The following is a 20,368-nucleotide window of genomic DNA, read 5'->3' as shown; positions in this document are numbered from 1 at the left end:
GGTGCCCAGCCATCCATCACCCTGCCGAGTGCACCGTGGCTCCGCCACCCGCCGACCGGCGGATTCCCCGGCAGCTAAACCCCCTACATCACTTATGCCCCTTGTACTTGATATATCCCTCACCGGCCGCTGCTATAGCGGTATATGACGCTCAGTTATGCTGTGCGCCGTTACGTCGGAAGTGGGGGGCATGATTCGCATAATGATCGTCGACGACGACGTTTCCGTACGCAGCGGCCTGCAGCGAATCCTGGAGACATCCGACGACATCGGCGTCCTGGCCACCTGCGGCGGCGCGGACGCGGAAGCCCTCGCGCGCCTTCACCGCCCGCACGTCGCACTGTCGACATTCACATGCCGGACGTCGACGGACTGGCCGTCCTCACGGCACTGCTCGCCCTGCCCGAACCGCCCGCTGTCTCGATGCTCACCTCATTCGGCGCCGACACCTACGTCTGTGCCGCCCTCAGCGCCGGAGCACTGGGATTCCTCCTCAAGGACACCAGTCCGGACCAACTGATCGCGGGAGTACGGCTCTTACTGGCTCTAACGAAAGCTGCTGATCATGAGACGGTCGGTCCTTTTCCTCGTAGGTCTGGGTATGGGAACCCGTCAGTCGCGGCCGTGGATCGTGTCAGATGAACTGTGGTCGCTGGTCGAGCCGTTGCTGCCGACGCCGGGGCCGAAGAAGGTCGAGGGCAGACCGCGGGTGCCGGACCGGCAGGCGCTGTGCGGGATCCTCTTCGTCCTGCACACCGGCATCCAGTGGGAGTACCTGCCCCAGGAGCTCGGCTTCGGCTCGGGCATGACCTGCTGGCGGCGCCTGGCGGCCTGGAACGAGGCCGGTGTGTGGGACCAGCTGCACGTGCTGCTGCTGGAGAAGCTGCGGTCGAAGAACCAGCTGGACTGGGAGCGGGCGGTGATCGACTCCTCGCACGTGCGGGCCGCCCGGCGGGGCCCAAAAGCGGGCCGAGCCCGGTCGACCGCGCACGGCCGGGCAGCAAGCACCACCTCATCGTCGACGGCCAGGGCATCCCGCTCGCGGTGTCGCTGACCGGCGGAAACCGCAACGACGTCACCCAACTCGAGCCGTTGCTCGACAAGATCCCCGCCGTCGCAGGCCAGGTCGGCAGACCTCGTCGGCGCCCGGATGCCCTGCTGGCCGACCGCGGCTACGACCACGACAAGTACCGCCGCCTGCTCTGGCAGCGCGGGATCCGCCCCGTGATCGCGAAACGGGGCGAGCCGCACGGCACCGGCCTGGGCGTCTTCCGCTACGTCGTCGAGCGCACGATCGCCTGGCTCCACGGCTTCCGCCGCCTACGCATCCGCTGGGAGAGACGCGACGACATCCACGAAGCATTCCTCGGCCTCGCCGTCTGCCTGATCACCCACCGCCACGTCCGACGCCTTTGTTAGGGCCTCTTAGGCCCCCGCACCGCTCCCCGGCTCCATCCCCCGGGCGAACTGATTACATTCACCCGCCAGTTTGGCCCGGTCTGACCGTTTCGGCGAGTGATCACGAACATATCCCGGTCAATGAACTTCCTCAAACTCGGCCATGGTGGGCAGCGCCGCGGCGAGGAGGAAGACGATAACCAGGCGGGTGCATAGGTTGCTCCACTGCGGGAATATCCGCTTGGCACGCGGACAGCCTTCTCCTGTTCGCCCGCTATGGGCAGGCGCCGTCCTTGGCCGTCAGCAGGAGCGTCAGCGTCACAGGGGCCCTAAGCGATAGCCGAATCCCCGCACGGTCTGGATGTAGTGCGGTGCTTTTGGGTCGTCCTCAATCTTCGCACGCAGCCGCATCACGCAAGCATCGACCAGGCGGGCGTCGCCGTAGCAACTGGGCGCCCAGACCTCGTCGAGGAGTTGTTGACGGCTGAAGACCTGTTCCGGAGCTGCGCTGAGAAACAGCAGAAGTTTCATCTCGGAGGGGGCCAGCGGCACGTCCTGTCCGTGCTTGCGCACCCTCAGCGCATCACGGTCGATCTGCAGGTCCCCCACGGCGAAGAGTCCGTACTGCTCGTCGGCACCGGAATGAGAGGGCGCAACACGGCGCAGCACAGCCCGCATTCGTGCCTCGATGAGTTCGCCGCTGGCGGGTTTGACGACGTAATCGTCGGCTCCTGCCTCCAGGCCAACCACCACGTCGATGTCCTCACCGCGCGCGGAGAGAATGATGATGGGTAACTGGCTGGTCTCGCGGATGCGTCGGCACACTTCCAGACCGTTGATGCCAGGCAGCATCAGATTGAGGAGCACAATGTCCGGCTCGAGGGTTTTTAATGCCACCAATCCATCCTCACCGGTGGCAACCGCCTCGGTCTCGTACCCCCGACGGCCCAAATCCAAGACCGCACCCCGGCGTACGGCTGGATCAGCCTCAATCAGCAGAACACGTGTCATGAACGTGCTCCTTTCCACAGCATAGGAATAGGACATTCCGTGACATAATGCCCCAACAGTTGTGGTGCTGTGGACCCATGTTGTCCGTGGCGCGCCCGAACTCACCGCCCCAGCGTGGCGTCCCGCTCTGCTGGTGCTGGCGCACCCATGGAGTCCTACCTTCGGCGGTACCGGCCCGCTGGTACCGGACTCCGGGTATGCGCCACAAGCAGCACCGCTTCGACCGTCCCCTTTCCTCTTTCCTCCGGTGCGGCCTTGCCTTGGCACCGGCCTGCAGGGCATACGTCTGCTGGCCACCCCGATCGTTCAGACCGCGGCTCCGCACGGCCCGGGCAAGCGGGCAACGAGGTCTACGCGCAGGCACGGTCTCCCCGGCCGTGGAGCGCTGCGCCCGCGACGAACCGACCCCACAACCTCGCGGCCCGAGACAGGCAGACCACGCGCGGCGAGTAGTTCCGCCCGACCCGGAAGGCAGGCAGGGAGGCAACGGTCTCCAGATCACAGACCGGACCAAGCCTCGGCATCGCGTGGCTCACCGTCCGCGCGCTCACCCAGCCCCACCTGGTCATCCGGAGCGCCCCGACACAGGGCACACACATCAGCCCAACTGGCCAACACGGAAAGGGTGCCCGCGCCCTGGGGTGGTTGAACAACTGCAGCATGGTGGCGACCCTGCCCACTACTGGCCGCAGCCCGGACCGGGCACCCAGGAGAGGGGGGTCACAAGGGCGTCGTCTTCCTCGGCACCAAGGACGCCGGCGCGGACGAGTCGCACCAGATCCACGTCGTGGCGACGGACCAAGCAGTCAGCAAACGCATCGAGCGATTCATCGCGGACTATCGGCAGGTTCCGGAAACGGTCAATCCCTCCACTGCCCCCTGAGGGCAGCACGTCGATCGCCCAGGCCAACGTCTACAGGACCCACTGGCTGAAGAACCTCACCACCGCCGCAGCTCGGCGACCCGTTTGGGCGACAACTCCCCCAGCAGCGGCCTCATCGCCATGGCAACCCCTCCCGCTGGGCCGCTTACCCAATCCGCACCACACATCACCAAGATCGCTTAGTAGTCGCCGCAACACCCCGCGCCGATCTCACCACGATCGCCGCCGAAATCAACAGCTGCCGACGCAAGGCGCTCGGCTGGGAAACCCCAGCCGAGCGCCTGCCTAAAACTGCTCGCGGTCTGTTCAACCAACCACGGTGTTGCAGCGACTCCTCGAGTTCGCCCACCGTAGCCAGCAGTGCCCACAGCCAAGCTGGGCTCGGGACCGCTCCTCTCGCCCGTGCTTCAGGCCCGGTTATTGAGCAGCTTGATCAATTGCTCCAGCTTCTCGGCAGGCATGTGCTCCTCGAGGATCCGCAGCACCGCTTCGGGACGACCAAAAGGCATGGAACTGATGCCGATGAGTTCTGGCAGTGGCTCTCGCTGCTTCTGCGCTGGCGAGTTCTTCGCCGCCGCTGCCGTGGCCGGGGCCGTATACTCCCGTCGGACGGTCGGCTCGTCGTCTGCCGAGAGGCTCGCCTCGGGGGCGCGGTGCTGCGCACCCTGCGGGTCGGGCTTCCCCGCTCCCCCCGTGCCGTCCTCTATTACGTCGTAATGAGACTCGTCGTTGGTGCGTGGAGTGCCTCGTTCACGTCGGCGGGTGGACTCCTCGGCCGCCTTCTTCTCCTTCAGTTCTTCCAGTGCCTCTTGCTGCCGCTCGGCAGGCTTGTTACCCACAGCCCGGAGCAGATCGACACTTTCCGTGCCAGCCTCCAGGCTCTGCTGCAGTTCGGGGGTCAGACCCAGCAGGGCCAACCGTTGAGAGACCCAACCCTGCGACCTGTGCAGCCGTTTGGCGAGCTTGGTCTGGGTCTTGTGGATGGTCAGTAGCCGCTGCAGGGCTCGCGCCTCATCCATCGGTTCCAGGTCCTGGCGGTGGACGTTGGCAACCAAGGCCGATTCCAGGAGTTCGTCTTCTGTGCTGCCCTGGGTGTCATCGACCATCACCTTCAGCTCGGGGACGCCGCATTCGCGGGCAGCCCAGAGGCGGCTGCTGCCGTCGACGACCACGTGCGTGGTGCCGTCCTCAAGTTCACTTTCACGGGCCGGGTTCGCCGTGACGTAGGCATCCCGGTTCATGACCGTGACAGCCTGCTTCTGGCCATGGTCCCTGAGGCTGTTACCTAGGTCCGTCAGGTCCCCGAAGGTCGTTCGCGGGTTGTCGGGGTTGGGGCTGATGAGGTCGACAGAGAGTGTGGTCGGGTCGGGCACCCCCTCGGTCGGAACGCCGCCTGTGGCTGCGGCCACTGCAGCTCGCCGGGCGCTCACTCCGCCACGAGTCCTGCCGAAGGACGCGCCGGTTCCCAGTTGGTCCGCAACGCGGCTCATGGAAGCTCCCTTGCCAGTGCGCGCATGGTGACGGCCTGCTCGCCACGCGGCGAGAACGACAACAGCGGCTGCTTCATGCGAACCGCCTTGCGCTGGTCTCCGAGGTCGCCGATGACCGCGACGACCCTCGGGTCCTTTATGGCGATCCAGGCGTCCAGCGAAGAGGTGGCGATGTATCCCCGGCGCGGGTCGTAGAGGTTGACGACGATGCCCAGGTAGTCGAGATCGATGCCCATGTCCTCGCGGAGGTCCTCGATCTGCTCGATGAGCAGGTCGTAGGCGTCGGCGCTGCTGTCCTCGGCCTGCACGATGATGAGCGGCCCAGAGACCCCGGTGTCCTCCTCTTCGCGCCGCCGACCGTAGTAGATCGCCGCGTCCATGCTGAGGCCAAGACTGGGCGGGCAGTCGACGATGATTTCGTCGTACTCGCCTTCGAGTGGCGCCAGGGCTCGCTCGAGGGCTGCTTCACGGAAACGCACCTTGGAGAGCGCGACATCCAGGAGGAAGGCGTCCTTGCATCCGGGCAGCAGGTCCAGTCGGCTGCCGTAGCGGTCATCATTGATGGTGACGACGAGGTCGTGAATGTCGCCCTTTGCCTCGCCGGACATGTGCTTGCTGAGGCTGTCGGAGTCCGGGCTCATCGGAATGTCTTCCTGCCCAAGCTGCTTGGTCAGGTGGCGCTGCGGGTCGAAGTCGACCATCAGGATGCGGCGCCCCAAGCCGGGCAACTCCTCAATCTTGAGCGCCGACTTCGTCGAGCCCCGCGTTGCCTCTTCATCAAGGGCGGCGGCTTCCTGCGCGGCAATCTGGTCGGCCAGGTGGCGCGAGATCCGTACCGGATGGAGTGAGTCCGGGTCCTCCGCGAGTGCTGCGCCGAGGCCTGATGTCACGGCTGTCTTACCGACGCCGCCCTTCTGGTTGCAGACGATGCGGCGCTTGGGGTACCTACGGCGCTGGACGGTGGGTGACGGGTTGTTGTCCAACCACAGCATTACCGACTGGGCAAGTCCCTGGATCAGGGAAAGCTTTCGATCCTTGGCCACCTGAGCGAAGGAGGCCCACTGGCCAGGGGGAAGCCAGGTGGAGAAGGAGTCGGCGCCGGCGGTGTCGACGGTTGCGGGCGCGGCTGCAAGGCTCATCCAGGCAGCGATGCCTTGCTCTACCGCATCCTGCAGGTCAAACCGGTGCTGGGCAGCTCGGATCTTCAGATCGTGTCGAAGTTGGCTGGGGAGTTTGGATACGACCTTCTCGCGGTCGCTGGCTGGCGAGCTCATGGCAGACACCTTACTAACGTCCGTCACCCATATGCGACTTCGACACGTTAGTTTTCACAGCTCGCTATTACGCCGTAATGACAACCCCCACAACACCCCATCGCCAGCACCCGCACCCGCACCCGCACCCGCACCCGCACCCGCAGGCTATTACGGCGTAATAGCCTGCTCGCCCCTCGCCGTTGTGCGCGGGAGAGCTATTACGCCGTAATACTGTCACTCTCGCCCTCCCTCCCTGATCAGCTCACCCCGCGCTCCGACACCGTGAACAGGCCCGCCATTTCGCCGTATCGCTGCCCGGAGGGAAGCTGGTGTCCTGCCCCTGCAGCGCCCCGCTCGGACGGCTGGCGCTCTTCGGTCATCGACCGCCCCGCTGAGGTTGGTGGGGCCAGTCAGCAGACGCATGAGGTCGCTGCTGATCCGTAACGGTCGGCGCTACTGGCCCCCTGCGTTGGCGCCCAGCACGACGAGCTTCCACACGACTGATGTGGAGCACGTGATGTGGAGCTCGTGATGTGGAGGCCTCAGCCAAGCGCTGTCTTCATCCGCAGCGGCGTCCAACGCCGATCCTTGCCGCTGCGGGCGCCACGCCTCCTGGTCCAACTCGTCCTCCGATACAGCGAACTGCTCCGGACGCAGCCAGTCGAGGAGCCAGCCTTTACTCGTCCAGGGCGACACCTCACGGCCTCTGGACCGCATGGGCGAGCGCATCACCGTGTGCCAGCGAAGGCCCCGGTCGAGTTGAGACGAGGAACGATGGCCATTACGGCGTAATACTCCCCGGCGCTCTACTGGCATCCGCCCGCATCTCGCGCTCGCTGCGGACCAGACCATGGCGGCCTCCATCGTCTCTTGCCCCGCTCAACCGAGTCGTCTTCCCAGCGAACCGCGTCCTTCCCGCCGGCTCCTGCCAGAAACGAATTCCGGTGGCGATCGAGTCTCCTCCCGGGCTGCGGGCGACTGGGCGACCGGTGTTCGCCATCAACCGCTGGCCGTGGCCCTCTTCCGCGACCGACACTCAGTCGCCCACAAGGAGTCCGCTGCGATCGACGCCCCCGCCCTGGCGAACATCTTGCGCACCGACAAGGCCGCCCACCGGCCGCTGCCCGCGGACTCCAGGCTGGCCCAGGCGGCCGACAGGCTCACACGGGCCCAGCAGGACGCGGTCTGGGACCGCGCCCAGGCCCACAACACGCTCCGCTCCCAGCAAGGGAGTTCTCCCCCGCGATCCTGGCCGCCTTCGCCGAGCACTGCCGCGGGCTGTGCTCACGCGAGGCCCCGCCCTCCTGGCCGCTGCACAGGCGCCGACCCGGGCGCCAAGCTCACGCCGCCAGCTACGGGAACTGCTCAACGCGCTGGACGCCAACTGGGCATCAAAGCTGAGGCGGACCAGTTCCACGAACTTCTCCGCCGCGACTACCTCCACCAACTCCCAGGTCGAGGAGGCACTCGGCCAGCAAGCTACCGCCCTCCTTCAGCAGCTCGAGACCGCCAGCACCCAGACACATCGATCACCACAGGCTTTGCAGGGCTTGGCCCTTGAACCGGATCCAGGATGCTGCCCGAGACCGGCTAAGACCGCAGCCGGTTCGCTATACGCCGGCCCGATGAAGGCGTACGCCTCGCTGAGGACCCGTCGCTCGCGCCAGCGGCAAGAGCCACGTGGTGACCAGCCGCAGAGTCACGAACCAGCGCCTGGCCGGCTACGTGGCCTTCGCCTCCCTGAAGGCGCATCCTCGGGCGGCCGGGCCCCCACTACGACCGCCGATTCGAGCTGCCGGAGACCGTCACACCGCCGCCCAGCGCCACCTGTTCAACTGCTTCATGGGGATGATGTTCCACTGTTGCGGGTTGGAGAGGCCTACGACGAGAGTCTCCACCCGTCCGCCCAAGTCAACGCGGCGGCAGCAACTATCGCTCAGAGGACAGGTATTACGGCGTAATAGCCTGCCTCCTCCCCCGCACCGACCAGTGCGCTCGGACGAGCTATTACGGCGTAATACTGTCGCCCTCGCCCTCCTCGCGGACCAGCCCAGCTCGTCCCTCACTTCGAGGGACGGGGCGATCCGCCGGTCGGAGGAGCCTGGCTGTCATCAGGGACACCAACTGCCCGTGGTCGAGCGGGATGCGACCCACCCAGAAGGTCGTGATCATTAAGCAGGTTGAATGCGCGGACTGCCGCACCTCGTTGCCGCGGGCATGCGTGGTCCGTCGCCTTGAGGGCCGTGCCTCGCCCCAGTAGCTCCCGCTCACCCCGAGAGACACTTGGCCGGTCTCCCGAGGTTTCGGGAGATCATCGCCATGGGTTCCGCTGCTCCACTCTCCAACGGTTCTGGAGAATGACTGCCAACGCGTGGGGCCACGATCACGCGACGCGCCATACGCGACCCCGTCTGCGCCGACTGCGAGCACGCGCTTGGAAAGGCACGGCGAATCCGGATCCTGCGTGCGATGGCCGACTACCTGGAACGCTAGGCCCAAGGCGACCCAGTCGTCCTGAGGTATACGCCTCCGTCTCACCACGGCAGCAGATGCAGGAAACAGGGCCACACCTATCCAAAACCGACGTGGCCCCTGCGCCGCTGAGGCCAAACCGCGCTCCGCACCGAGGAGGCCAGCGAGCTTAGAACGGCTTACAGCGAAGAATCGAACACATCGAACACTTCACATTTCAGAGGGCCACATCGAGCACATCGGATCCTCTTGTTCTGGGTAGTGCCCCTCATCCTTCAACGCAGCCCAGCTTGCACAAGGAACGGGTCTGCTGGGTAGCGACAGCGCGCGACCTGTGCCGTGCGCCCGGACAATGCGGTACGCACCTCTTCAGTTCCCGGACGATGCTTCCACGCAGGCCCGCTGGCCAAGCTTTCGGGTGTCTACGGCTGTTGCGTTCGCCGCGCTGGAGGAGGAGTCGGACAAAGCCCCGGTTGCGCATGGCTTCAGCGACCAGACCTGGACCTTGGCCAGGATCAAGTCCCTGATCGGGCGGCGGTTCCAAAGGACCGTGACGCAGTCGGGGACTCCCAGATGCTGCGGCGGCACGGCTGTTCGCACCAGGTCCTGCCCGCCATGCAAACGAGTGCGACGAGGACGCAATCACCGGCTGAGCGAAGGAAACCTGCCCCCAAGTGGAACCGCCGCGGCGGCCCCGAAAGCCTGGCTCGTCTTCGAGGACGAAGCCGGCTCTCGTTGACGCCGCCGACCCGCAGGACCTGGTCCAGGCGCGGCTGCACTCCAAGTAGCCCGGGTGCGAGGCCGTCCACGACGATGGATCTCGATTGCCACATTGGCCGCGGAAGAGCAAACGACACTCAGTGGCGCATCTTCACCTGGAGCGCTACCGCGACCTCCTTGCCTGTGCCCACCAACAGCCCGCGGACCAATCGTCCTGGCCTGGGACAGCCTCAACGTGCACAAGGACGCCCGGCAACGAGCCTTCGCCGAGGCCCACGACTGGCTGACGCTCTTCTGTCTCCCGCCGTATGCCCCCGACCTCAGACGCGTCGAGGGCATCTGGTCGGTACTGCGAGGAACAACCCGGGCCAGCAGAGACTTCAACGATCCCGACACCTTCAACCGAGCACTCCACCACGGTCTCCGCAGTATCCAGTACCGCACCCAGGCCACCGACGCGGGAAGCTGCCTCGGGACCACGGTCATGCACCGTGTCGCAGCCGATATACGTCCACCGATTGCCCTGCGGGGACTTCTCCCCGACTATGACCCAGCCGGTGTGGGCGATCTGCAAGAGTGGCAGCTGCCGAGACACCACCCCTACGTCTGCCCAAACCAGGCGGCTCTCTCTTCGAGCTTTGCACGGAGCATGCCGCCTCCGGCGTCGTGTGCGCCCCGAGTCGACCAAGAAGTCGATGTACGGGGCTTCGTACGTGTTCTGCTCCTGGCAGGCGGCCGAGCAGTGCCTCCATCACGACGCGCGGTTCTCGATGGCTTTGCAGCTGGACAGGAGGGTGTGGGGTGGTCGGGCCCAGATCGGTTCCGACCTCGAGACCGCCTGGCGGTCACTGTCCAAGACGGGGAGAGTGGGCTGGCTTCGATCCTTGCGGCGAGGCCCTTCAGGGGCCCGCCCTTTCCTCCCCAGCTTGATAGCCAGGCCGTCGTCGGAGACGTGGTTCAGTCGCGCGTCTTCGCTACCTCTCGCCGCCAGGCCTGTTGCGGCTTTCCCGCTGAACAACAGGCGATCACCCCAAGATGCATCATTGCTGGTCAGAGAGTTGCGCGTACAACGATACATGCATGCATGACTGCAACAACTCATGTTTCAGTAAATATTGTGTCCAATGAATCAACTACTCTCTCTATGTATGTCTCTACTGTCGCTACGACTAATGTTTTCTTACCTGCTACAGATGAAAGAACATCTCTTGCAGGTTTATCTGCAACGCTGCAACAAACCATGTATGGATGGAAGTAGCCAACTACCAAACCTCTTAAAGAACATCTAATAGCTGCTTGGCAGTAGCGATCGCTGACACGATGTCTGCAGCGACGCATGTATGCGTCTATCGAGCGATCAAACGATGTTCTTGTCCAACGAGCGCTCGAACGACATATCCATCTGTCGTTCTCTCCCTGTATGGATCGAGCGGACTTTGTGCCTAACAACTGATCGATGCATCGAGCGATGGATGTACCGATGGCGCGAACTACGACACGCGCGCTCTCTGTAGCGATCGATCTTGTTATCGATCACTCCGCCGAACAATCAACTCGTCTACCGGTCGAGCGTCCTATCTGTGGCTCTGTCAACCACGCGCTCTCACCGTCTGTCGCACCATCAGGCCATCACAAGTACCGAGGAGCTAGCGCTCAAACGATCGTCCGCGCTCCTCAGCTCACGGACATACCGCGGGCCCAACCATCGTGCAAGCCATCCCCGTCACCGTCGGTCATGCCGACGATTGAGCGCACAAGCGTGCTGCTGCTCTACCAGAGTGAGAAGCGATCAAGCCCTCGATCCCGCCGAGCGTCCAGCTGCTGGCTCCGGTGCCACTGGGTGCCACCGCTCGAGCGCTAGCGCGTGGCCCCGCCGTCGCCAAGCGCACCCACAACGACGACATAGAGGAGAGGGCACGGGGCAAGGGCCGATCCTGCGCGTCACACCCGACTCGCGCAGCAACTCCTGTTATCGTCATGCCGTGATATCCCGTGTCACTAGAGCGTTTGACGAGACAAGGCAGCAGACACACTCGGGCGAACAAGCCAAATCGGCTGTTCACCCCGGGGGGAAGTCGTCGGCATCGTCACTCAAACTCCTGGTGACACCTGTGCACTTGTGGAATCGGATGACTCACTGGAGAGAGGCGGACACGCGATGAAAGTCATCGCCGTGGCAACACAAAAGGGAGGGGTGGGGAAGACCAGCACGACGGTCAATCTGGCTGCCGGGCTGTCACTCGCCGGCGCACGCGTGCTCGCTGTCGACCTAGACCCCCAGGCCCAGGCCGGCACGGCCGTGGGCGTCAATCTCTCGGGGGAGGACCAACTCGCCCGCTCATTGGGGTGGATCATCCAGGCCCGACTGCAGGGCATGCGCATGGACCTCTCGAATCTGTGGTTCGACCGCAGCGAGCTCCTGAGCGAGTTCGAGGACGCCGGCACTCTGCATCTGCTCGCCTGCGAAGAATCCACGATGACTGCCGCTCAGGACCTCATCCACAAGAAGGGGTACCAGTCCACCCCGATCCTGCGGCGGATACTCCTTGACGTCGAAGACTTCTTCGACTTCGTCATCATCGACACCCCGCCGGCAGTGTCCTCTCTCTCTGCCACGGCCTTGGCAGCAGCGGACTACGTCATCACGGTCTCCATCCCCGAGTACCCGGCCCTCAAGGGTGCTGCCGCCACGCGCGGCACCGTCCGATACGTCAAGGACCGCACGGGTGGAGAGTGCGATCCCCAGTTCCTGGGCGCCGTCCTGAACCGCTCCAACCCGCCTTCCAGGTGGAAGAGCCAAGAGGTCAACGTGCGCAACGGCCTGCTCGACAACGACCTGGCCCCGTTCATCACCGACATCCGCACGGACAACCGGATCAGCGATTCCTTCGCCTTCGGGGTTCCGTCGGTGATCCGGTATGCGAGCCACGGCCCGGGCAAGATGTACGGCCAGCTGATGGGGCAGATCGTTGAGCGTATCCAGCAGCCTCGTGAGAAGTGGGAGATGCCGGAACGCATCGAGAGCGAGGCTCCGGGTGAGTGAGAGCAAGCCCCGCTCAAAAGCGAAGAAGACCTTCAAGCCAGCCGGTGCCTCACTTGTGCAGGGGCTCATCGCGGGTGCTGACGATGTGGCCGGGCGCTCGTTCCTTGGTGGGGGACAGGCACCACCTCAACCGGCCGCCCCTGCCCCTTCACCAGTACCGGCCCCCTCCAAGACCAGTGAAGATTCCCATCTCCCGCCGCAGCCATCGAAAGCCGATCCCGCCACGGGATCGGCTTCTGCGCCCGCAACCCAGTCCGGCGCGGCATCCGGTCCAGACCCCAGCACACGGTCGGCGGGGGACGGCGCAGACGCGTCCTCCACCTCCCCGTCGGCAGCACCCTCTGAGGTCAAGGCACCCCGCAAGAAGTCCGCCTCTTCGTCAGATTCGGCATCGCCGAAGGCGGGTGCCGCGGAGCCCAGGGGAGGGGCCGCCGTTCCTGCCGCGGCACCCCGCGCCCGAAGGCGCAGTGGAAGTGGCTGGGCTCATGCCGCGGTGCACGAGAGTTTCGCCGATGCCAAGCTGCGTTCCAGGTCGTGGCAGGCGTACGGCTTCCGGATCACCCCCGATGTGCTGGCAGACCTCAAGAGCCGGATCAATGCTGACCGCCGTACGACCGGCAACTCCCAGCTGGCGATCGGGCACTATCTCGACGCGGCGCTGCGCAGTGCGCCCGATGATGTGGATGAACTCATCGCGATGGCACAGGATTTCGCGGGGGAGCGGATTTGGGACACGGACAAGACCCAGCCCTCGTCGTACCGAGTGGGCCGTCAGGCCTTTGAGCTGGTGTCGACCCTCAATGTGACGTTGCAGGAGAGGGATTACGGGCGCCGAGGCACGTTGGTGGTCTCCGCGTTGGTGGAACGTTACCTTCAGGCGCTGCACGCGGATGGCGCGCTGCAGCGGCCCGAGAGGCGGCGCCGGTCCAACTGACGTCGCACCTGATTCTCTGGGGGTGGGCGTCAAGCACGGCGGTGGGCGCACGACGATGTCGGCGCCCGCCGCCTTTTTGTTGCATCACTGGCTGCATCACTGGCTGCAACGTTGAATGTTGCGTTGGCTGTTGTCTTACATGCAGCGCTCTAACCAACGATATGACGAACGATCAAACAAACTGACGACCTGTCATGCGCTCCTGCAAGCCATGTGACACTAGAGCTATCACTCGTGACAGTCGATCGTCATTCTCCTGAAAGGCCCTCAAAATAGGGGCTTCCGAGCCGACTTGGCTGGTTTGGCGACACGCCGCAGTTCTAGTGACGCCAGAAATCCTGGGCTGTTCTGCGCTAGGGTGTGACAACAATCAATACCCTTGTCAGGAGAGTCGAGCGATGTCGCTAAGCAGCGACCAACTCAGCACCAGCGCCGTGGCCACCGCGGCCGGTCTGAGCGAGTCATGGGCCTGGAAGGCACGCAACCAGGGGGTTCTGCACGAACCCCACTTCGAGGACGCCGTCGTTGCGCTGCGCGTCTACGCGTTCGTCTCCCAGATCGTCTGGCCTGGCACGCGCCGCCCCCGCAGTGCCCGTCAAGACCTTGAGCTGTGGCAGTCCTCCGCCGTCGAGGCCGCGCGACAGGCCGTGTCCGACACCAAGACGACCCCGGAGACGGTCCTTTGGGTCCTGGAGGACTCGGTCCATCTGGTCACCACGCCCGCCGAGCGCGCCGCGTTCGACCTCGCGCATCTCAGCGGACGCGTCGCCATGCGGATTCCCATCGGCATGTGGGTCGCCGAACTGCCCGATGCCATAACGCAGCTCAAAGCCCGCCGACGCCGCGCCTCGGGCCGTAAGAACGCCGCCTGACCAGGCCGCCGCAAGGCGCACACATCCTCGGGGTGCTTGCTGCCGTTCTCCCTAGGGCAGCAGCAAGCACCCCGCCACGGTCCCTACGCGCCCAGACATCCGGCGTACGGCGCACAGCAAAACAGCCCGGGACCACTGATCCCGGGCCATTCGCATAGTCGAGGGGAGGCGATACCCAGCCAGAGAACTCCTAACTGAATACCTCTCTCACCGAACTCGCGATCGCCTGGCCGGGCACCGAGTCGCGGTGAGGGTTTCCCTTCCTCACTCTCGTCTGGAGCACATCATAGCTACCCACACGAGGGCTGGCTCAGTCGTGTCACAACTGACTCCTGAATCGGCTCAAACGGTCTCCCTCGCCCCTCCCGCTGACCACACGACGCGCCGCCCTCGCCACACCCTGCCCACCGGCCGACCGCACGCCGTGCGCGCCCTGGACATGCCACGCCTCGACCAGCCGCCGATCGATTGCGCACCACCTGCTGCCTTGCAGCGGGGTTGGAGGATGGCCACCCGCGCCGCCAGGAGGCACTGGTGACTTCCGTGGCGGAAGAGACGCCTGTCTCTGGTGCGCCCCATCAGCCGCACAGGAGTTCCGCGGTCCCACAGGAGCCGGAGCGTCGTCAACGCGTACGGGTGCCATGGCGGCTGGTGTCCTCCCCCTTCTACAGCGACGTCGCCCTGGCCGTCTACGTCAAGGTCAAGGCCCTCGCGCGGCGCCCCGAAGGATGCACGGCCGGCACCGCACGGCTGGCGGACTATCTGGGGATGTCGAAGGCGTCGGTCGAGCGCGGGATCGCACTGCTGCGCCGCCCGGCTCCGGACGGGGTGGTGGAACTGCCACAGAACACCCGGCGTTCACTGCCCGGCGGTTCGGGCACAACGGCGCGACGGCGGGTGCGCCCGATGTCTCCCACCGAGCGGTTCGTGTGGCTACCGGTAGCAGCAGCTGAAGATCTCACACCCCGACAACTGCGCGCGTACGCGGCCCTGATGTACGCCCAGACGCAGCAGATGCCACTGACCCTGCTAGAGCTCGCCGGGATGTTGCGCCATTCTTCGGGCCAGCGAGCCGGTCAGATGCTGACCGCGGCGGCGGCGGGGGGAGTGGTCGATGGGCTCGAGGCAGCAGGCTGGTTGACAGTGCAGCGCCGAGCCGGAGCGCAGGGCCGTCACCAGTACATCGCGCACTCGATCCCTCCCAGCGTCGCCCTTCGGCGCACCGAACCAGTGCCTGGCACACCACACGAATCGCCAGCCGATGCCTGCATCCCTCCTGTTGTTGATGAGGGATCGGGTGCACAAGTTGGTGAGGGATGGCTCGCGAATAAGGAAGACCCTAAGACTGTCCGACCTGATGACGGGGGAGCGCGTACCTCACCCGCCGTAGGCGAAACTCGGGTAGTTGGGGCCGCTGGACCGATGAGAAAAGCGCCAGACGCCTCAGCTCTCCCGCCGACAGCGGGCACTCTCGCGCTACGCGCGGGTGATCACAGCCATTCCTCCCCTCAGTCGCGCCAACACCAGAGGTCCAGCAGGGGAGGGGGACCACCTCGGTTGCCCTACGACGGGCCCCCGTTGACCTTCAGCGCCCAGATCCACGCCGTCCTGGAACCCGTGCACTGGCTGCTCAAGGGCGTGAACAACTCGTACGTCCAGCGCAAGATCGCCCGAGAGGTCGGCCGTCAGTTGCGCGATGGGATGGACCCCTCCCGCCTCCGCCACCGCCTGACCACCCGCCTCACCCAAGTCACGACCTCAGAGATCCGGGATGTCGGCCGCTGGCTCCTTGGCGTAGCTCTGCCCCGTTGGGGGTGCGGGCACCTGGACTGCGAAGCGGGGGTGATGTGGTCAACTGGCCGCCCGTGCGACGCATGTGCTCAGATCACCGCCGAGAAATCCGCATCCCGGCGGCGCGCCCAGGGGCTGGAACAACCTCTGTGCCCCGACCACGGATGTCGGCCCGGCCCGTCCGGGGCGTGCGCGCCATGCCAGCACAAGGAAGTGACGGATGGCGGAGGGACAGGGCTCCAAGCCTCTGCGTCTCGCGAAGCTTCCGGCCCGGCCCGCGGTACCTGCGGCGGCTGCGGTGCTCGCATCTTCCTCGTAGGTCGGGCTACGGAAGATGGATTGTGCAGGCTGTGCCGCGAAGAGGCCATGGACGATTTGACCGAATCCACCGATGGTGAGGAGAAACAGCGACATAGGGCGACGACGTGCGTGGGCTGCGGCGGAGTCCCCTGCGGCCGTCCGGCTCTGCTCGGCCGACCGTTCTGTGTCCGTCACCGGGCGGTGGAGCTCGCCGCGGCCTCTACGCAGGCGAGCCAACGCCCCGCTTTGTGGGGGCCCCTGTCTCCGAAGAGAAGCCAGACGGCGTAGAGGTTGCGCGAATAGGTGCGGTGGGGACGTCGATTGCGGAACGGTGACAGGTCACAGCAATCATGGAGTTGCGATGCACTGTGATCACTGAGGGGGATCTGAGCCCGCGCTGCCATCATGGTTGCCTGAACCACTCTGGGACCAATTCGCGGCGCTGCTGGCCGAGCGGCCGGTGTACCACTCGGACCATCCGCTTGGCTGCCACCGCCGGCGCATCAGCGACCGCATCCTCTTCGACAGATGCTGCAACTGCTGCGATTCGGCTGTTTTTACGAAGCGATCGCTGACACGATCTGCTCGGCCACCACAGTCCGCGGCCGCCGCGACGAGTGAATACGACTGGGCGTTTCTCCCTGGAGCCCTACGACCGGATCGTCGGCCTCGACCTCGACCAGATCTCCGTCGACGGAGCGATCACCAAGGCACCTGGCGGAGGGTAGGCCGCCGGACGCTCACCGGTCGACCGCGGCAAACAGGGACGGAAGCGCTCGGGCATGACGGATGGATACGGCATTCCGCTGGGCCGCGTCCTGGCCGGTGCCAAACGCCACGATTCTCCACTGCTTGCCCCGACTCTGAAACATTTGGAGGGTCCCGGTCCATTGCCCGACACCATCACGCGGCCTGCACGGACGCATCGCGCGCAAGGCGGAGAAGACGCCCACTCAGGCGAGTCTGCGTGGGCACGTCAATCGCACTCACGCGTGGCAGAACGCCTTTCACCGTCTCGCCCGGAGCTACGAGCGTCGCGTCACTGTCATTGATGCCTTCTTCGACCTCGCCGCCACACTCATCACGATGCGTGGCCTGATCCGGCGGTCCTGGACAACTCTCCGCTGGGACGAACGCCCCAACCGCCGACCGTGATCCTTCGGCCCCGCTCCGGTCACATCGCCAGATCGGCGGCTCGGCGGCTCGGCGGCTCGGAAAGGAGCAAGGAGAGCCGATGGTCATGGTGGGCATGGTCAGCCGAGCTGTCGCGACGGCGTCCTGGAGCTGCTGCGCCACTGGTGGGTAGGGCGGTGTACGCGTGGACCAAGGCCGCGCGGACGTATGTCGTCGGGTACGCCTCGCCCGAGCGTCCCCGAGTCGACGAAGAAGTCGATGTACGGGGCTTCGCTGCCGGCCAGGACGGACTCGGCGAGGCCAGGGGCGGCATGGAAGCCGAACCACCACGGGGGCCGTCCGCGAAGACGTGTTCTGCTCCTGGCAGGCGGCCGAGCAGAGCCCTCATCACGACCAGGCGCCGGACGCGGCGGGACCTCGCCGGTGCAGCTGCGTCCGCCTTCCGGGCGGACGGCAGGTTTATTCACATCTTCTGTGAGACGCCGGATGCCCGGTCTCTCGCAGAAGATGCTGTCCGTGACACTGCGAAGCCTCACCCGCGACGGGCTGGTGTCGCGCCGGGTCCAACCGACCGTGCCGCCACGAGTCTTGTACCGACTCACCGGCCTCGGGTTGTCTCTGGAAGTCGCGCTCGCGGGGCTGCGGACCTGGGCCGGGGGAGGACACGGCCGAGGTCGGCCGCGCCAACGTAGCCGCCGACCAAGAGGTCGATGAGTGATAGGCAGGCCGGTTTCGCGCTCAGTACTGGTGCCTCGGGTACTCGCTTGAAGGCGTCGGCCGCCGTCCGGACCTCTACCGTCACGGCAGCCGAGATCTGGCACGGACGGTCCTCAGACCCCAACCTGCAGGAACGCTGGCGGCGCATCTGCCGCAAAGCCGCCTTCGCAAGCCAGCAACGCCCACGCCAGACGCTGCATCCGGGGAGACCAACACCATCAACTCGCCTATTACGGCCCCGGAATGGCACACCCTTCGAGGAACCCGGTACTAGCTGGGTAGACGTACTCGCCCATCGACGATGCCGCGGGCAACAAGCATGATCGGTTGGCCGTGGGCAAAAGCGTAAGCGCGGATCCGCACCAATGCGTTAGGCAGGGGCAGCCCCAGCTGTTCACTGACCATCCCAGTCGCCTGGTGAACCACCGCGCGGCGTAGATCGCCGAACGGGGAATACCGCTGGGTGCGGCCGCCCTCATTGGCCGGTGCTTCATACGCCAGGACGAACAAGGCAAGCGCATCGGAGATAGTAAAGCCGTATGAGACCGCCTCTTTCCTTATCGGTCCGGCCGTGCCCCGGTGCCCCACCAGCGTCCCGAGGCGGATTGTACCGAGCCTCAGCGGAAAGGCGAACACCGCCCGCACACCTTGCGCCGACGCCTCAGACGCAAACACCGGCCATCTCATGCCAGGATCCTGCTGCAGATCGCCGACCAGGTACAGAGCACCATTCTCCGCAGAGTCCACTCCCGGCCCTTCACCCAGAGTGAACTGCAAGTCGTCCAGGCGGGCGCTCTTTTCATCGCTGAAGCACACCAACTCAGTGAGGCCCCGGCCCAACGAAACTGCTGCACCGTCCACATCGAGCAGGGCAGCGCAACGCTGCAACCATTCAGGCGACGGACCTGGACCTTCCGGCCCCAAAGGGGCCATGAAGTCGGTCACGGTGAAATTAGACATCAGGCGTCACCCCGGACACACCTGAAAATCGCCTTCTCCCACCCGACGGAAACATACTGGCCAGCGCGGGAAATACGCATTTGGCGACTGCCGAGGGTGAGCATCCTGAGGCCTGTTCACGCAGTCCGTCCCACCCGCCCCGGCGAGGCGTAAGGGTCGAGTGAATGCCGCAGAGGCGCACTGCGGTGTAGGTAGCGACGAGAGTGCAGGCAAGAGTGTCGGCATCTGACCGCCGTCGCATGCTGAGTTGAATACGAGAGGGAGGGCGTGTTCCCGAAGTTCCCGTGTTCCCGCAACTTCGCGAAGGAAGGCGTGCGGGGCTCTCCTCCCGCGTGGAGTACGAGCACGCCTGAGGCGAACAGATCCGCTGCAAAGCAGGGGTGTCGCGGGTGGCTTCGTCTTTGGTGGGGAAGGTAGCTGGTGGCCGGGGCGGGCCCCGCCTTGGGGGCGCCCCTGCGTGCACTTGATGCCCAGTCAGGCAAATGAGACGTTTCAATTTCTCAGCTTCCCTTGGTGGAGCAGATGGACGATCAGGATCTGAACATGGTGGCGCCGATGGCCGCGAGGGGCATCCGCCGTGGTTGCAATGGTCCGTAGCCTTGGCTCGTCTCGTCGAAGTTCGGGATTGCCGAGCCAGTGCACTCCTCAAGGTCCAGTGATTGGCAGCCTCTTTTTTTGCCTATGGCGACGCGCTGCCGTAGGGCAGTGAAAAGGGAATAGTTTATTCCAGATGTGGTCAGCACGGTTCAGTCAAAGCCTAGCCCCGCATGAACATATATTCGAATATGGAAGCGGTTGTTGACTCAAATTCAGAAGCCCCCTAGAGATGGATCACATCCTCTATTCTCTGCTTGAATGAAGAGTTAACGGGCGTGGGGTACGGCTGGGGAACCTCAATGGCCAGGAAACCTGTTTAATGCGTTTAAGACCCAGCGCCGCAGAACCGGGTGACACCTGCTCTTTGTTGAGGGAGGAGGGCTGAACTCACGGGCAATGCAGCCTGCTGGTCGTCTCGCGCCGGCAACCGGCAGGCGCCGTTTACGCGGCAGGCCCGCGGATTGAGCGGGCGGCCTCTGACTTGGTTCGTACATGGCATTTCACCCATGCAGATCGGATCCCGTAGGCACCGTTCCAGCGAGCGTTGGACACTGTTCCGTCCCGTGCGGTTGGGGCACATCTCCTGTGCTGGCGTCAGGCGACAGGCTCCGACGAAGCGGGGGAGTGCAACGCCATACGTGGCGGCTCCCAGTGGGGGAAGCGCTGGTAGATCGGCTGCCATCGGCGCTCCCCGCCGGGACAGCGACTCAACGGCAGCGACTGGGCCGGCTCACGGTCGCTCCGCGTCAGGCGGGCAAGTTTGCAGGTCAGGCTGCGCCTCAACGAAACC

General features: G+C 65.1%; 10 protein-coding genes and 4 pseudogenes. 9 read left to right on the top strand and 5 right to left on the bottom strand.

Annotated features, from left to right (window positions below; genetic code table 11):
• The first annotated feature begins 144 nt into the window (after positions 1-144).
• Both E5671_RS47260 and E5671_RS01455 read left to right on the top strand, forming a co-directional pair.
• Positions 145-642, top strand: a complete 498-nt coding sequence (locus tag E5671_RS47260) for a response regulator (protein WP_336605617.1) — start codon at positions 145-147, stop codon at positions 640-642.
• A pseudogene (locus E5671_RS01455) lies at positions 566-1,419 on the top strand (IS5 family transposase). Before E5671_RS47260 ends, E5671_RS01455 begins: the two are co-directional and overlap by 77 nt.
• Before the next feature lie 297 nt (positions 1,420-1,716).
• On the opposite strand, the gene E5671_RS01450 reads toward E5671_RS01455, so the two are convergent.
• The 3 genes from E5671_RS01450 to E5671_RS01440 all read right to left on the bottom strand — a co-directional run bounded on the left by E5671_RS01450 (position 1,717) and on the right by E5671_RS01440 (position 6,056).
• Complete coding sequence (locus E5671_RS01450) at positions 1,717-2,409, bottom strand: response regulator transcription factor (protein ID WP_160502011.1); 693 nt, start codon at positions 2,407-2,409, stop codon at positions 1,717-1,719.
• A 1,290-nt stretch (positions 2,410-3,699) separates the two neighbouring features.
• Positions 3,700-4,782, bottom strand: a complete 1,083-nt coding sequence (locus E5671_RS01445; protein ID WP_160502010.1) for a ParB/RepB/Spo0J family partition protein — start codon at positions 4,780-4,782, stop codon at positions 3,700-3,702.
• Entirely contained in the window at positions 4,779-6,056 is a 1,278-nt protein-coding gene (locus E5671_RS01440; RefSeq protein WP_160502009.1) for a ParA family protein, read from the bottom strand. The genes E5671_RS01445 and E5671_RS01440 overlap by 4 nt, the downstream gene beginning before the upstream one ends.
• 832 nt (positions 6,057-6,888) lie before the next feature.
• Between E5671_RS01440 and E5671_RS47645 the strand changes: the two genes are divergently transcribed.
• From E5671_RS47645 to E5671_RS01415, 6 genes and pseudogenes are all read left to right on the top strand, one after another.
• On the top strand, positions 6,889-7,599 hold the full coding sequence (locus E5671_RS47645) for an IS110 family transposase (RefSeq protein ID WP_443032537.1): 711 nt from the start codon (positions 6,889-6,891) through the stop codon (positions 7,597-7,599).
• Positions 7,600-9,303: 1,704 nt separating this feature from the next.
• Positions 9,304-10,488 (top strand): transposase, encoded by a 1,185-nt coding sequence (locus E5671_RS45850; protein ID WP_336605616.1) that lies wholly within the window; start codon positions 9,304-9,306, stop codon positions 10,486-10,488.
• Positions 10,489-11,388: 900 nt separating this feature from the next.
• Positions 11,389-12,273, top strand: coding sequence for a ParA family protein (locus E5671_RS01430; RefSeq protein ID WP_237329986.1), 885 nt, complete (start codon positions 11,389-11,391; stop codon positions 12,271-12,273).
• Between the two features lie 493 nt (positions 12,274-12,766).
• The gene (locus tag E5671_RS01425) at positions 12,767-13,207 is read left to right on the top strand and encodes a hypothetical protein (RefSeq protein ID WP_160502008.1); all 441 of its coding nucleotides are present in this window, start codon (positions 12,767-12,769) and stop codon (positions 13,205-13,207) included.
• Positions 13,208-13,605: 398 nt separating this feature from the next.
• Positions 13,606-14,079, top strand: coding sequence for a hypothetical protein (locus E5671_RS01420; protein ID WP_160502007.1), 474 nt, complete (start codon positions 13,606-13,608; stop codon positions 14,077-14,079).
• A gap of 2,488 nt (positions 14,080-16,567) precedes the next feature.
• Positions 16,568-17,325: pseudogene (locus E5671_RS01415) on the top strand (IS5/IS1182 family transposase).
• 72 nt (positions 17,326-17,397) lie between these two features.
• On the opposite strand, the pseudogene E5671_RS47255 reads toward E5671_RS01415, so the two are convergent.
• Positions 17,398-17,722 (bottom strand): annotated as a pseudogene (locus tag E5671_RS47255) (alpha/beta hydrolase); the annotation flags it as partial.
• Positions 17,723-17,772: 50 nt separating this feature from the next.
• Here E5671_RS47255 and E5671_RS01405 point away from each other — a divergent pair.
• Positions 17,773-18,022, top strand: a pseudogene (locus E5671_RS01405) (winged helix-turn-helix transcriptional regulator); the annotation flags it as partial.
• Between the two features lie 269 nt (positions 18,023-18,291).
• On the opposite strand, the gene E5671_RS01400 reads toward E5671_RS01405, so the two are convergent.
• Entirely contained in the window at positions 18,292-18,981 is a 690-nt protein-coding gene (locus E5671_RS01400; protein WP_160502006.1) for an ANTAR domain-containing protein, read from the bottom strand.
• Positions 18,982-20,368: the final 1,387 nt, after the last annotated feature.

This window comes from Streptomyces sp. BA2, assembly GCF_009769735.1.
Lineage (GTDB): Bacteria > Actinomycetota > Actinomycetes > Streptomycetales > Streptomycetaceae > Streptomyces.
Note: the sequence above shows the minus strand (reverse complement) of the source record. Positions and strands in the feature narration are given on the sequence as shown.